Origin of the sequence: Pseudomonas sp. SWRI77, assembly GCF_014269105.1 — a bacterium.
Taxonomy (GTDB): Bacteria; Pseudomonadota; Gammaproteobacteria; order Pseudomonadales; family Pseudomonadaceae; genus Aquipseudomonas; species Aquipseudomonas capeferrum.
Genome location: NZ_JABWRV010000007.1, coordinates 180505 through 194407 on the forward strand (window position 1 = coordinate 180505; position 13903 = coordinate 194407).

Annotated in this window: 14 protein-coding genes and 3 pseudogenes; 6 read left to right on the top strand and 11 right to left on the bottom strand. The window is 63.2% G+C overall.

Going from position 1 to position 13903, the window contains the following annotated elements; genetic code table 11:
- The first annotated feature begins 40 nt into the window (after positions 1 to 40).
- Both HU766_RS10155 and HU766_RS10160 read left to right on the top strand, forming a co-directional pair.
- A complete protein-coding gene (locus HU766_RS10155) occupies positions 41 to 580 on the top strand; it encodes a type 1 glutamine amidotransferase domain-containing protein (RefSeq protein ID WP_186656082.1) in 540 nt (179 codons plus the stop codon).
- Between the two features lie 42 nt (positions 581 to 622).
- Positions 623 to 788: pseudogene (locus HU766_RS10160) on the top strand (CinA family protein); the annotation flags it as partial.
- 40 nt (positions 789 to 828) lie between these two features.
- Here HU766_RS10160 and HU766_RS10165 read toward each other — a convergent pair.
- Positions 829 to 969: a hypothetical protein gene (locus HU766_RS10165; protein WP_186656087.1), complete on the bottom strand. Its 141-nt coding sequence runs from the start codon at positions 967 to 969 to the stop codon at positions 829 to 831.
- A 415-nt stretch (positions 970 to 1384) separates the two neighbouring features.
- Here HU766_RS10165 and HU766_RS10170 point away from each other — a divergent pair, with 415 nt between their 5' ends.
- A complete protein-coding gene (locus HU766_RS10170; protein WP_033698471.1) occupies positions 1385 to 1849 on the top strand; it encodes a hemerythrin domain-containing protein in 465 nt (154 codons plus the stop codon).
- Between the two features lie 78 nt (positions 1850 to 1927).
- Positions 1928 to 2176, top strand: a complete 249-nt coding sequence (locus HU766_RS10175) for a hypothetical protein (protein WP_186656090.1) — start codon at positions 1928 to 1930, stop codon at positions 2174 to 2176.
- 25 nt (positions 2177 to 2201) lie between these two features.
- Here HU766_RS10175 and HU766_RS10180 read toward each other — a convergent pair whose 3' ends face one another.
- The 10 genes and pseudogenes from HU766_RS10180 to pedF all read right to left on the bottom strand — a co-directional run bounded on the left by HU766_RS10180 (position 2202) and on the right by pedF (position 10970).
- A complete protein-coding gene (locus HU766_RS10180) occupies positions 2202 to 3929 on the bottom strand; it encodes a NahK/ErcS family hybrid sensor histidine kinase/response regulator (protein ID WP_186656100.1) in 1728 nt (575 codons plus the stop codon).
- Positions 3913 to 5076, bottom strand: coding sequence for an alcohol dehydrogenase-like regulatory protein ErcA (gene ercA, locus HU766_RS10185; RefSeq protein ID WP_033698473.1), 1164 nt, complete (start codon positions 5074 to 5076; stop codon positions 3913 to 3915). The genes HU766_RS10180 and ercA overlap by 17 nt, the downstream gene beginning before the upstream one ends.
- Before the next feature lie 89 nt (positions 5077 to 5165).
- Positions 5166 to 6306, bottom strand: a pseudogene (gene pqqE, locus HU766_RS10190) (pyrroloquinoline quinone biosynthesis protein PqqE).
- Positions 6284 to 6556: a pyrroloquinoline quinone biosynthesis peptide chaperone PqqD gene (gene pqqD, locus HU766_RS26090; protein ID WP_186656103.1), complete on the bottom strand. Its 273-nt coding sequence runs from the start codon at positions 6554 to 6556 to the stop codon at positions 6284 to 6286. The pseudogene pqqE and the gene pqqD overlap by 23 nt, the downstream one beginning before the upstream one ends.
- Positions 6553 to 6696 (bottom strand): annotated as a pseudogene (locus HU766_RS26185) (pyrroloquinoline quinone biosynthesis protein C); the annotation flags it as partial. The gene pqqD and the pseudogene HU766_RS26185, both read right to left, overlap by 4 nt.
- A 47-nt stretch (positions 6697 to 6743) precedes the next feature.
- A complete protein-coding gene (gene pqqA / locus HU766_RS10205; protein WP_003253598.1) occupies positions 6744 to 6815 on the bottom strand; it encodes a pyrroloquinoline quinone precursor peptide PqqA in 72 nt (23 codons plus the stop codon).
- A 229-nt stretch (positions 6816 to 7044) separates the two neighbouring features.
- Positions 7045 to 8565: an aldehyde dehydrogenase family protein gene (locus HU766_RS10210; RefSeq protein WP_186656106.1), complete on the bottom strand. Its 1521-nt coding sequence runs from the start codon at positions 8563 to 8565 to the stop codon at positions 7045 to 7047.
- Positions 8566 to 8739: 174 nt separating this feature from the next.
- Positions 8740 to 9681 carry a quinoprotein relay system zinc metallohydrolase 1 gene (locus HU766_RS10215; RefSeq protein WP_186656108.1) on the bottom strand — a complete coding sequence of 314 codons (942 nt, stop codon included), beginning with the start codon at positions 9679 to 9681 and terminating at the stop codon, positions 8740 to 8742.
- A 41-nt stretch (positions 9682 to 9722) separates the two neighbouring features.
- Entirely contained in the window at positions 9723 to 10490 is a 768-nt protein-coding gene (locus tag HU766_RS10220; RefSeq protein WP_095064530.1) for a quinoprotein dehydrogenase-associated SoxYZ-like carrier, read from the bottom strand.
- 18 nt (positions 10491 to 10508) lie between these two features.
- On the bottom strand, positions 10509 to 10970 hold the full coding sequence (pedF, locus tag HU766_RS10225; RefSeq protein ID WP_047583160.1) for a cytochrome c-550 PedF: 462 nt from the start codon (positions 10968 to 10970) through the stop codon (positions 10509 to 10511).
- Between the two features lie 251 nt (positions 10971 to 11221).
- Here pedF and exaA point away from each other — a divergent pair, with 251 nt between their 5' ends.
- Together exaA and HU766_RS10235 are read left to right on the top strand one after the other, a co-directional pair.
- Positions 11222 to 13117, top strand: coding sequence for a quinoprotein ethanol dehydrogenase (gene exaA, locus HU766_RS10230; protein WP_095064532.1), 1896 nt, complete (start codon positions 11222 to 11224; stop codon positions 13115 to 13117).
- A gap of 64 nt (positions 13118 to 13181) precedes the next feature.
- Positions 13182 to 13841 carry a pentapeptide repeat-containing protein gene (locus HU766_RS10235; protein WP_186656110.1) on the top strand — a complete coding sequence of 220 codons (660 nt, stop codon included), beginning with the start codon at positions 13182 to 13184 and terminating at the stop codon, positions 13839 to 13841.
- The last annotated feature ends 62 nt before the right edge of the window (positions 13842 to 13903 follow it).

Consider the following 13903-nt stretch of genomic DNA (forward strand, 5'->3'; position numbering starts at 1 on the left):
GGCCTTCTTTCTCAGGTGTATTGATAAAAGGAGATACCCGATGAGTGCGCAACTCAGTGGCAAGCGCGTGGCCTTTCTGGTCACCGATGGTTTCGAACAGGTGGAAATGACCGGTCCTCGTGATGCCTTGAAAGATAACGGCGCAGTGGTCGATATCCTGAGTGACACGCCAGGCACCGTTCGCGGCTGGAATCATGACAAGCCTGCCGACGAATTTACCGTGGATGCAACCTTCGACGATGCCCAGCTCGACCTCTACGATGCCCTTGTACTGCCTGGCGGCGTACAAAACTCCGACACCATTCGCCTGATAGCCGGCGCGCAGGAACTGGTAAAAGCCCACGATTCGGCCGGTAAACCATTAGCGGTGATCTGCCATGGTGCATGGCTACTGGTGTCCAGTGGCCTGGTCGAAGGCAAGCGGATGACCAGTTACAAGACACTGCAGGATGATATCCGCAACGCCGGCGGCACCTGGGTGGATGAACAGGTGGTGGTTGATGGCAACCTGATCAGCAGCCGCCAGCCAGATGATATTCCCGCGTTCAACCAGCAGTTGATCAGCGCCCTGGCAGGCTGAACCTGCCCCTTGCAGCCCCTTGCATCGCTCAAGGGGCCTGCACGTCTCTTGCATGTGAACCCGCAAACCATCGAGCGCTATGGCCAGACCAGCGAGGCCGTGGCCTGGAAAATGGCGTTAGGTGCGTTAAAGGACAGCGATGCCCCTGTATGGGCTGACCCGACTGGGTCACTACTACGAGCGCTGGCTGCGCGGGGACCGCGCCTGAATAACGGACACTTCATGAGGGCCACAGTCTCGTCCTGGGTTTACTGAACCAGGATGGCTTGGTGAACCTCGATAGACGGGACGGGCACCACACTGCGCCGCGTCGTCAGCCACTCACGCATCCGTGCGGTATCGAAGATCTGCCCATCTTCCATCATCACCAGAATCAGCGCTTGGGACATTCGGTAGCACCCGCATTGCGAACAGTGACGCTCTTCCCACCCCGTCGAACACTCGACGGATTCGGCACTTCCCGCGCAAATCAGACAACTCATGAAGCCCCCTTCTGCTTATTTTTGGTAGGAGGTTGAAACAGGGTTAATGAGATGAACTATTTCTCATAGTTACCATGAGATTTCCATGCCAATTCGAAATTCCCTGTTTTTTTTGGGGGGGATTGCATTTGGGCTACAAGGTGCTCGCCAGTGCATTTTTAGCGCCTGTCAGATCGAGCGCCGCGCGGGCGGCGCTTGATCTTCGCAACACCTCCACGCCCAAGACAAGCACGCCAACCATCATCCTTGTTGAACCCTGCTGCACACGGTCGACTCAATGCCTAGTAAGTCTGTATTAACCCGCCCGCACTGAGGTGACGACATGAATGCTATCGATCTGCTGGTTCAAGACCACAACGTGGTTAAAAAGCTGCTGGAAGAACTGTCTTCGACCACTGAACGTGCCGTGAAGAAACGCGCTGAACTGCTGCATCGGATCGAACAGGAACTGCAAGTCCACACCGCCCTGGAGGAAGACATCCTCTACCCCGCGATCAAGCAGGCCGGTGGCAAGGAAGAAGCCAAGATGTATTACGAAGCGAAAGAAGAGCACCGCACCGTCGATTCATTGGTGCTGCCTGATCTGCTTCATACCGAAACCGGCACCCTCGAATTCGCCGGGCGGGTCAAGGTGATGAAAGAGCTGCTGGAGCATCACATCGAAGAAGAGGAAGGCGAGCTGTTCCCGACGGCCAAGAAGCTGCTGGGCAAGGGCCAGCTTGAAGAGCTGGGGCTGGCCATGGAGGCGCAGAAGAAACTGCTCAAGAGCGAGCAGCGCGCCGCTTGAATCGAGTGCACCGTGCCGGGGCCCTCTCGGCTCGCCCTGGCAGGCGCCCAGTAAGAAAATGCGTTGGGGTTGACGTTGATGGCGAACTGGATCGAATTGCTGGAATGGCCTGCCATGGCAGTCACGGTACTGGCCGCCTGGTGCATAGGCTCGCGCCGCGCCGGGCGTCGCAAGCTTGGCTTCTGCTGTTTCATTGCCAGCAACCTACTGTGGTCAGTCTGGGGCTGGCACGCTCAGGCCTGGGCGTTGATTGTGCTGCAGGTAGTGCTATGCCTCATGAACCTCAGGGGCTGGAAGAAGAACACGGCTGCCGAGCTCCAGTCGTGACGTTCACCTTGGCTGCAGGGGCCTGTTAACCCAGCAACTGGCTCAATACCGCGCGCAATTTCCCCGGTTTGACGGGCTTGTTCAACAGCGGCGCACCGAGCTTTTGCAAAGCACGCCGGCACTGATCGCTGCGGTCTGCGGTGATGATCACCGCAGGGATGGTGGCGTTGAAATGCTCACGCAAGTGCCGGACCACCTCGCAACCCACAACCCCGTGATCCAGGTGGAAATCCGCCAGGATCAGCTCCGGAGCCTGCCCCTGCAAGGCCAACAAGGCCCCTGCCTGGTCGGTCGCGGTCACCACCTCGCAGCCCCACTGAGCCAGCAGCGCGCGCATGCTTTCGAGAATGCTCACTTCGTTGTCCAGCACCAGCAGCCGGCGGCCGGGCAACGGGTTACCGGCGCCGGGCTGCGGCGCGCCCTGGAGGATTGGCAACGGTACTTTCTCGCCGATCGGCACCTCGATGCTGAACATCGAGCCACGGCCGGGCCATGACCGCACCTGGATCCGGTAACCGAGAATCTTGGCGATCCGCTCAACGATGGCCAAACCCAGGCCTACGCCTTTGCGATCAGCGGCGCGGCCAACGTCCAATTGGTTGAACTCAAGGAAAATGGCCTCCAGCCGATCCTGCGCAATGCCGCGCCCGGTGTCCCACACCTCCAGGCGCAAGCAGGCGCCGCGACGCCTGGCCCCCAGCAAGATCCGGCCCTGGTCGGTATAACGGCAGGCGTTGCTGAGAAAGTTGCGCAGGATCCGCGTCATCAGCCGCAGGTCGGTGCTGATAGCGTAGTCACCGATGCGTGCCCGCAGTTTAAGGCCTGCCGCGTCGGCCACCGAGCGGAATTCCGAGACCAGCGGCCCGAGCAGTTCATCGAGGCGGTACAACGCCACGTCAGGCTTGACCGCCGCCTGGTCGAGCCGGGAAATGTCCAACAGGTCGGTGAGCAGGTCTTCGGCGCCCTCCAGAGCCTGATGGGTACGCTCCACCAGCACCTGCTCGGCCTCCGGCAATGGCCGTTCGCGCAAGGTCGAGATCAGCAGGCGTGCGGCATTGAGCGGTTGCAGCAGGTCATGGCTGGCAGCAGCCAGGTACTTGTCCTTGCTGCGGTTGGCGGTTTCCGCGGCGTCGCGAGCGTCGCGCAGGGCTCGGGCGATCTGTTTACGCTCGGTAATCTGCTGTTGCAGGTTGCGGTTGGCCTCCAGCAGTTCATCGGTACGGGCAGCCACCCGCTGCTCCAGTTCGTCATTGAGTTGTTGCAGGCGCTGCTGGGCCTGTTTGCGTTCGGTGATGTCGGCGACAAAACCTTCCACCAGCCCTTGCTGGCCGGGTTTGAGCAGCAGGTTCATCAGCACATCGAGGTGGCTGCCGTCCTTGCGCCGCAAACGGGTTTCGTAGCCATGCAGGCTGTGTTCACGTGCTAGGGACGCGGTAATGGCGTGCAGCTCCTCGGCACCGCCGACAAACAGGTTGGCGGCCAGGTCGGTCAGGGAAAACAACACCGCCTGCGGGCTCTCGTAGCCGAGCATGCGCGCCAGCGCCGGGTTGGCGGCACGCATGCCCTCTTGCAGGCTGGCCTGAAAAATCCCGTGGACGGCGTTCTCGAACAGCCATTTGTAACGGTTGCGCTCGGCTTCCAGTTCGTCCAGGCGCGCCGCCAGTTCCGGGTAATGGCTCTTGCGCGCCGAGTGGTCGCCCAGCCCCAACAGCCCGGCCAGCGCCCGCTGCTGCTCGTCAGAGGGCCTCGCCATAGACGACCTCGACATCACGTTGGCTCGACTCGCGAGGGTTGGTGAGGATGCACGGGTCACCCATCGCGTGCTGCGACAAAAACGGAATGTCGGACGTGCGCACCCCGTGCAGGCCCAAGGTTTCATGGAAGCCGATAGCGCGCTTCAACGCGATCAGGTGGTCCACCAGGCGCGCGCAGATCTGCCGGTGGTTGAGACCGCGGCAGTCGATGCCAAATACCTCGGCAATCACCTTGAAGCGCTCCGGGGCCGAGCTGTAGTTGAACGCCACCACGTGCTCCACCAGCACGGCGTTGCACAAGCCATGGGGCAAGTCGAGGAACCCGCCCAGGCTGTGGGACATGGCGTGCACCGCGCCAAGAATCGCATTGGAGAACGCCAGGCCGGCCTGCATGCTGCCCAGCATGATTTTCTCGCGCAGGGCGATATCGCCCGGGTTGGCGATCATCTGCACCAGGTTGCCATTGATCAGGCGCATGGCCTCCAGCGCATGGGGGTCAGTCAGCGGGCCGTGGCCGGTGGAGACGAAGGCTTCGATGGCATGCACCAGCGCGTCGATGCCGGTGCAGGCAGACAGGAAGGGGTCCATGCTCAGGGTGGTTTGCGGGTCGATCAGCGAAACGTCCGGCACCACGGCCTTGCTGACGATGGAGAACTTCATGCGCTCCTGCTGGTTGGAAATGATCACGAACTGCGAGACGTCGGCCGAGGTACCGGCCGTGGTGGGGATCAGAATCAGTGGCGGGCTGGGCACCCGGATCATGTCCACGCCTTCGAACTCAAGGATGCTGCGCCCGTGGGCGACCACGATGCCAATCGCCTTGCCGCAATCCATCGGGCTGCCGCCGCCGACGGCGACAATCACGTCGCAGTGGTTTTCCCGGTAGATCTCGGCACCGAGCATTACCTCTTCGACCCGTGGGTTGGGCGACACGGCGCTGTACAGGCAGTAATCGATGCCTTGCGCCTGCAGGCTGGCCTCGACATCCGCCACCCAACCGGCGGCAATCACGCCGGGGTCGCTGACCACCAGCACCTTGCGGGCACCGAAGGTCTTGGCGTAGTTGGCGACGTTATGCCGGCAGCCGGCACCAAAGATGATTTCAGGCGAAACGAACTTGCGAAGCGGGCTGAAGCTCTGGCTCATCGGAAAGCCTGTTTTTTTTGTTCTGAAAGGTAACCGCCAGCGTAAAGCATCCCGCAACGAAAGCAACCAGACCAAAGGGTGGCAAGGGCTCAGCCCCGAAAAATCAGGCGCGACGCCTTTTCGTTGCGCAAGGTCAGTTGCACCATGCCCTGCCCCGCTGCCTGCGCCTCCTCCCGGGCCTTGAGGATGACGCCGTGGTGCGGCGACTTGCTGCACACAGGGTCGGCATTGGCCGCATCGCCGGTGAGCATGTAGGCCTGGCAGCGGCAGCCACCGAGGTCCTGGTGCTTTTCATCGCAGGAGCGGCAGGGCTCCTTCATCCAGGCCGTGCCGCGAAAACGGTTGAAGCCGAAGGCGTCGTTCCAGATATGCTCGATGCTGTGTTCGCGCACGTTGGGGAAGCTCACCGGCAACTGCCGGGCGCTGTGGCACGGCAGCGCGGTGCCATCCGGGGTGATGTCGAGAAACAGATTGGCCCAGCCGTTCATGCAGGTCTTGGGGCGTTCTTCGTAATAGTCCGGCGTGACGAAAATCAGCTTGCATGGATGTCCCTCGGCCTCCAACCGCTGGCGATAACCCTGGGTAATGCGTTCGGCCCGTTGCAACTGCTCACGGGTCGGCAACAGGCCTGCACGGTTGAGCTCGGCCCAGCCGTAGAACTGGCACGTCGCCAACTCGACGAAGTCCGCCTGCAAGGCCAGGCACAGCTCGATGATCTCGGCAATCTGGTCGATGTTATGCCGATGGGTCACGAAGTTCAGCACCATCGGATAACCCTGGGCCTTGACCGCCTGGGCCATCGCCAGCTTCTGCGCGAACGCCTTGCGCGAGCCGGCCAGCAGGTTGTTGACCGCCTCGTCGGCGGCCTGGAAGCTGATCTGGATATGGTCAAGCCCGGCGCGCTTGAAGTCGCGGACTTTCTGTTCGGTCAGGCCGATGCCGGAGGTGATCAGGTTGGTGTAGTAACCCATGCCCCGCGCGGCCTCGATCAGCACTGCCAGGTCTTGGCGCACCAACGGTTCGCCGCCAGAGAAGCCCAGTTGCGCGGCGCCCATCGCCCGCGCCTCGCGGAACACCCGGATCCATTCTTCAGTGGTCAGCTCCTCGCCCTGTTGGGCAAAGTCCAGCGGGTTGGAACAACGGGCACTGCAGCGGGCAGCGGTAGGTCAGTTCCGCCAGCAACCACAGCGGCGGCCCCGGGCGTGGCTCATTCGATCCAGTATTTGGCACGAGCCACCTCCAGAAACGCCAGCACATCTTCATCCAGCCCCGACACGCCGGGGAAGCGTTGCGCCAGTCTGTCGATGATCAGCGCCACGCTGCGCTGGCCGTCGAGCAATTCGAGGACCCAGCCGGCGCTGGCATTGAGGGTGATCATGCCTTCGGGGTACAGCAGCACGTGGCAATCCTGGCGTGGCTCCCATTGCAGGCGAAAACCGCGGCGCAAGCCCAGCACCTGCTCACGCTCGATCAGCTTCACAGGGTAATCCTCCGATGCCAGACGTTGTCCCGAGTGACGCTGTGATACGGCAGCCGCTGCAGCCCATACGCCATGCTCATGGCATCGAGCATGCTCCACAGCACATCGAGCTTGAACTTGAGGATCTCCAGCATGGGCTGCAATTCCCAGAGAAGAAACGGCCATCGCAACGATGGCCGCAAGGCCATCAACGATTGGCGAAGTACATCGTCACTTCGAAGCCAATGCGCAGGTCGGTAAAAGCGGGTTTAGTCCACATGGGGCAGTCCTCTTCTAATGCCGGGCGATTCCGGTAGAGGCATTAATGCACGGGGGGCGACGGGGCCGAATGCTACTTTGGAACGAGCTGGCGGGGTGCGTTGGTAGGGGGTGACACGGGACATTACGCAAACGGGTGACGCGCGCGGGGAGGCGCCCACCCAGAGCCCTCCCCGCGTGCGTCGTTGCATCCAGGCCCAGCGGCACCCTACCGCTGGGCCTGTGTGCGCTTAGAAGAAGCCCAGCGGCTTGATGTCGTAGCTCACCAGCAGGTTTTTGGTCTGCTGGTAATGGTCGAGCATCATCTTGTGGGTCTCGCGGCCCACCCCAGACTTCTTGTAACCACCAAACGCCGCATGCGCCGGGTACAGGTGGTAGCAGTTGGTCCACACGCGACCGGCCTTTATCGCCCGGCCCATGCGGTAGGCGCGGTTGATGTCGCGGGTCCACAGCCCTGCGCCCAGGCCGAACTCGCTGTCGTTGGCGATCGCCAAGGCTTCGGCTTCGTCCTTGAAGGTGGCCACGCCCACCACCGGGCCGAAGATCTCTTCCTGGAAGACGCGCATCTTGTTGTGGCCCTTGAGCAGGGTCGGCTGAATGTAGTACCCACTGGCCAGGTCGCCGTCGAGCCGCTCGGCGCCGCCGCCGGTGAGCAACTGCGCGCCCTCGTCCTGGGCGATCTGCAGGTAGGAGAGGATCTTGTCGTATTGCTGCTGCGAAGCTTGGGCGCCGACCATGGTTTCGGTGTCAAGCGGGTTGCCGCGGGTGATCCTGCCGATCTTCTTCATCACCTCGGCCATGAACGGTTCGTAGATCGACTCCTGGATCAACGCCCGTGACGGGCAGGTGCAAACCTCGCCCTGGTTGAAGAACGCCAGCACCAGGCCTTCGGCGGCCTTTTCGATGAACGCAGGTTCGGCCTGCATGATGTCTTCGAAAAAAATATTCGGCGACTTGCCGCCCAGCTCCACGGTGGACGGGATGATGTTCTCGGCCGCGCACTTCATGATGTGCGAGCCCACCGGGGTGGAACCGGTGAAGGCGATCTTGGCAATGCGCTTGCTGGTGGCCAGGGCCTCGCCGGCTTCACGGCCGAAGCCCTGGACGATGTTCAGCACACCGGCGGGCAGCAGGTCGGCGATCAGCTCGGCAAACACCGTGATCGACAAGGGCGTCTGCTCGGCGGGTTTGAGCACCACGCAGTTACCGGCGGCCAGGGCCGGGGCAAGTTTCCAGGCGGCCATCAGCAGCGGGAAGTTCCACGGGATGATCTGCCCGACCACGCCCAGCGGTTCATGGAAATGGTAGGCCGTGGTCAGTTCGTTGATCTCTGCCGCGCCCCCTTCCTGGGCGCGGATGCAGCCGGCGAAATAACGAAAGTGGTCTGCTGCCAGCGGCACGTCGGCATTGAGGGTTTCGCGTACGGCCTTGCCGTTGTCCCAGCTTTCGGTCACAGCGAGCACTTCCAGGTGCTGCTCGATGCGGTCGGCGATCTTCAGCAGCACCCGCGCGCGCTCCTGCACCGAGGTCTTGCCCCAGGCTTCGGCGGCGGCGTGCGCGGCGTCCAGGGCCAGGTCGATGTCCTGTGTGGTGGAGCGTGGGAATTCGGCAATCGGTTGGCCATTGACCGGCGAGCTGTTGGTGAAGTACTGGCCACCCACTGGTGGCACAAACGCGCCGCCGATGAAATTGCCATAGCGGGGTTTGAAGGCCACGACAGCGCCTGGCGTTCCGGGTTTTGCGTAGATCATGCTGAGCCTCTGCGGGTCGATGCCTGTCCGACGACGGGCGATGGAGCCATGGTAAAAAGCCCCGCGTGCCGGACGAATGCATCGTTGGCAGTGGAGGTCTCGTCATTTGGTAGTAAGGGCACGAAGGGTCGGGGGTTCAGTTTGAGGGTTGTGGTGGTGCGTATATCCTGATCCCTACAACCCCACCCTACCCCCATCAACGCGCTGCAACCGCTGACGTTCGTAACGCGGATAAAGATGGCTGACACTGCGGATCAATTCATACCGGCTCAAGCTGATACTGACAAACCGCTCGGGAATCGGGCTGCGGATCATCTCGACCATGTCATCCCCCCGCGCTGCACCCTCACGCATCAGGCCATCGAGCCAGCCCAGGTAGTCGCGCATCTGCGCAAACGGCCGCGCATCGCTGGCCACCGGCCCGTGCCCGGGTACAACCCGCTTCCAGGGCAAGGCTTGCAGGGTATCCAGGTCCTTGAGCCAAACCTCCAGCCCCGGGCTGTTGGGCGTGGTCAGAGCACGCTCATGGAACACCAGGTCACCCGCAAACAGCACGCCCGTCTGCTCATCGAAAATCGCCAGGTCAGCGCCGGTATGCCCGCCCAACGCCAACAGCCGCAGCCGGTGGCCGCCAACCTCATGAACGCCTGGTTCCAGCACTCGGGTCGGCAGCACCACCTCGGTGCCGCGCATCCAGTCGCCGACCAGTCGGTACATGTTCTCGGCCATGGCGTCGCCCTGCTGGCGCAAGAGCTCGCTGGTGCCTGCCAGTGCGCCGATGGGCACATCGGCAAAGGCCTGGTTGCCCAACACATGGTCGGGGTGATGGTGGGTCAACAGCAGTTCGACCACCGGCTTGTCGGTGGTCGCGGCAATGGCCTGGCGCATAGCTTCGCCATAGCGTTTGGACGGCCCGCTGTCGATCACTACCACGCCGCTGTCGGTGACGATGAACGCCGTGTTGACGACATTGCCGCCATTGCCCTTGGCGAAGTTGTCGGTGCTGCCCTCCAGCAACCAGGTACCCTGCGCGATCTGCCGGGGCGTGAGGCGATAGTCCAGGTCGGCCCAGGCCGGCAGGCCCAGGCATAGCAGCAACAGCAAGGTCCAACGCATGGCGGGCGCCTCGGGTCAGGGAATGAAAGCGAGCAACACGCTCAACGAACGGTCGCCTCGAAGCGGTTGCCACTGTTGTCCTGCAACACCAGCCGGGTCAGCCCAGGGCCCTGGATATCGAAGCCCAGGTTGGGGTTTTCGCTGACCGCCGGGTACAGTTCCAGGCTGGCCAGGCGCTGGCCATCCGCGTCTTGCAACTCGGCATGGTTGAGGAAGAATTCGGGGATGCCGCTGACCAGGCCGTTGTCCATCGGGTGGGCCACCTGCAAACGCAGGCGGCTGGTATCGCCTCGCGGGTAGCGACCGCCCAGCACTTCACCCAGGTGTTCCTCCCAGCCGGGCTGGCTGCGCACCACGCTGGGCGCCGTACAGCCTCCACCTGCAGCATCGATCAAGGTCGAGCCGACATGCCAAAGGCCGTCGCGGGTCAGCACCGCCGCACGCAGCGGCGTGGCCTGCTCAATGCGGATGCGCACCGACAGCCACGGCAGCACGCGCTCGCCCGGCTCGAAATCGACGATGCGCGGCAGCGGGTTGAGCTCGGCCCAGGCAATGATGCGTACCACCTCGCCGGCGAACGCCCGGGCGTCGATTTCCAGCGGCACCTGGCGTGCGTCCTCGGCAAAGGGCGGCGCCAGCAGCTTGACCCGATCATCGAAGACGAAAGCGGCCTGCCCCAGCAACTGCTTGTGGTAGAAGTCCCACATCACCGACGGTACCGGGTCCGGGTGGGCACTCGCTTCAGTGGCCAGGCCCTGCGCTGCCCAGGGCATCCAGCAGGCCAGCAGCATAGTCGTTCGCCAGTTCATCACCTGCTCCTAGGGTTGTCACTCCTCGACGTGCACGCTGTCCAGGTAGGTGCGCACTGCCCACAGGGCTTCCTGGCTCAGGTAGTCGGCCATCTTTGGCATGTACACCCGCCCGTCACGCACCGCGCCGTGGCGCACCCGCTCGACAAACCACTCATCCCCTGCCTCGCCGACATCGAGCATGCGCAAATCCGGGGCGATGCCGCCGGACTTGGCTTCCAGGCCATGGCAGGCAGCGCAGTTCTGGTTGTACGCCGAGGCGCCGATTTCCACGGCCTTGTCGTGCTCGGCGGAGGTACGATACGGGTTGACCGCCGCCCAGCCGTCGCCGTCCAGGCTGACCCCGGCGTCCTTGATCGGGGTCAAGCCCTTGGTTTCCACTGCCTGGGGCACCACGTTGCCATGGGCCCAGGCCGTACCGGTCAGCAAAGCGCCGGCCAGCAGGCCTGTAGCGAGCAAGACGTTGCGTTTTGTTGTCATTGTTATGCCCTCAAGTTGCACGCAAGGCCTCAACCACAGAGGCCGTGCCGCCATCTTAGAAACAGCCCGCAGGCGGCCGTATGCTGCTTTGGTGGCCGGGCCGTACTCCCTTGGTAGTAGGGCTTGTGGCGAAGGGCCAAATGAGGTGCCGACCGGGAACTTTTCCCGGCAAGTGCGGGACTTTTTCCGTATCCCCGACAGCCGCCCCGCCCCACCCTGTGCAGGCCAAAACTCCACAGGGAACTGCAACCATGACAATAAGATCGCTACCCGCCCTTTCCCCTCTGGCCCTGGGCGTGCGGGCCCTGCTGCTGGCCGGTAGCCTGGCCCTCTGCACGGCGGCCACGGCGGCCAGCGCGCCCGCGGCACCGGCCGGCAAGAACGTGACCTGGGAAGACATCGCCAACGACCACCTGACCACCCAGGACGTACTGCAGTACGGCATGGGCACCAACGCCCAGCGCTGGAGCCCCTTGGCCCAGGTCAATGACCAGAACGTGTTCAAGCTGACCCCGGCCTGGTCGTATTCCTTCGGCGACGAGAAGCAGCGCGGCCAGGAATCCCAGGCCATCGTCAGCGACGGTGTGGTCTACGTCACCGGCTCGTACTCACGGGTGTTCGCCCTCGATGCGAAGACCGGCAAACGCCTGTGGACCTACAACCACCGCCTGCCGGACAACATTCGCCCGTGCTGCGACGTGGTCAACCGCGGGGCGGCGATCTACGGCGACAAGATCTACTTCGGCACCCTCGACGCCCGCCTCATCGCCCTGGACAAGCGCACCGGCAAGGTGGTGTGGAACAAGAAGTTCGGCGACCACAGCGCCGGCTACACCATGACCGGCGCCCCGGTGCTGATCAAGGACAAGACCAGCGGCAAGGTGTTGCTGATCCACGGCAGCTCCGGCGATGAGTTCGGCGTGGTCGGCCAACTGTTTGCCCGTGACCCGGACACGGGCGAAGAAGTGTGGATGCGGCCCTTCGTGGAGGGCCACATGGGCCGCCTGAACGGCAAGGACAGCACGCCGACCGGCGACGTCAAGGCGCCGTCCTGGCCAGACGACGCCACCACCGAAACCGGCAAGGTCGAGGCCTGGAGCCACGGCGGCGGCGCCCCTTGGCAGAGCGCCAGTTTCGACGCCGAGAGCAATACCATCATTGTCGGCGCAGGCAACCCTGGCCCCTGGAATACCTGGGCGCGCACCTCCAAGGATGGCAACCCCCACGACTACGACAGCCTCTATACCTCGGGCCAGGTCGGCGTCGACCCGAGCACCGGCGAGGTGAAGTGGTTCTACCAGCACACGCCGAACGATGCCTGGGACTTCTCCGGCAACAACGAACTGGTGCTGTTCGACTACAAGGACAAGGACGGCAAGGTGGTCAAAGCCACCGGCCACGCCGACCGCAACGGATTCTTCTACGTGGTGGACCGCAACAACGGCAAACTGCAGAACGCCTTCCCCTTCGTCGACAACATCACTTGGGCCAGCCATATCGACCTCAAGACCGGGCGCCCGGTCGAAAACCCCGGCCAGCGTCCGGCCAAGCCACTACCGGGTGAAACCAAGGGCAAGCCAGTGGAAGTCTCGCCGCCGTTCCTGGGCGGTAAAAACTGGAACCCCATGGCCTACAGCCAGGACACCGGCCTGTTCTACATCCCCGGCAACCAGTGGAAAGAGGAGTACTGGACCGAGGAGGTGAACTACAAGAAGGGCTCGGCCTACCTGGGCATGGGTTTTCGCATCAAGCGCATGTACGACGACCACGTCGGCACCTTGCGCGCCATGGACCCGAGCACCGGCAAGCTGGTCTGGGAGCACAAGGAGCACCTGCCGCTGTGGGCCGGCGTACTCGCGACCAAGGGCAACCTGGTGTTCACCGGCACGGGCGACGGCTTCTTCAAGGCCTTCGACGCCAAGACGGGCAAGGAGCTGTGGAAGTTCCAGACCGGCAGCGGCATCGTCTCGCCGCCGATCACCTGGGAACAGGACGGCGAGCAGTACATCGGCGTGACCGTGGGCTACGGCGGCGCCGTGCCGCTGTGGGGTGGCGACATGGCCGAGCTGACCAAGCCGGTGGCCCAGGGCGGCTCGTTCTGGGTGTTCAAGATCCCGAGTTGGGACACCAAGACCGCTCAGCGTTGATCCCTGCGGGGCGCGGCCAGCCCGCGCCCCGCAACAGCCCTCCTTTCGCCGAGAGCCTTTTGCCATGAACTACCTGACTTTTGCCCTGCTGCTGGCCCTGACACCTGCCCTGGCCGCGAACGCCGACGACGATGGCAACGATACCCCCTTGACCGTCAACGGCTGTGTCATCGCCGAAGCGAGCCAGTGCCCGGGGGCCAATCTGCGTGGCGCCAACCTGGCCAACCAGGACCTGCGCAAGATGAACCTGGCCGGCGCCGACCTGCGCGAGGCCGACCTGCGCCATGCCCAGCTGGACCTGGCCAACCTGGAAAAAGCCCGCTTGCAGGGCGCCAACCTGACCCGCGCCAGCCTGCAGCAGAGCAACCTGCGCTTGGCAGACCTGAGCCATGCCCGGCTCATTGCCATTCAAGGCTGGGGCTTGTTAGCCCAAGGTGCGCAGTTTGAAAGTGCCGACCTGAGCGCTGCGTACCTGCAGTTCGCCCGGCTTTCTGGGGCGAAGATGCACCAGACCAACCTGCAGGCGGCGGACCTGGAGATGGCCTGGCTGAGCAAGGCTGATCTGCAAGGGGCCAAGCTTGGCGATGCCAACCTGCAGGAAGCCAAGTTTGGCCAGAGCAACCTGGCAGGGGCCGACTTGCGCGGGGCGCGGCAGCATTATGGGAATTTCCAGGAGGCGAATATGGAGGGGTGTGCGGGGTGTCCTGAGACTTGGGATAAATGAGTTGGGAGGGGCTGCCAGATTTTTTGTGTGCCCCCCCACAATCCTCATCCCCACCCTCACCC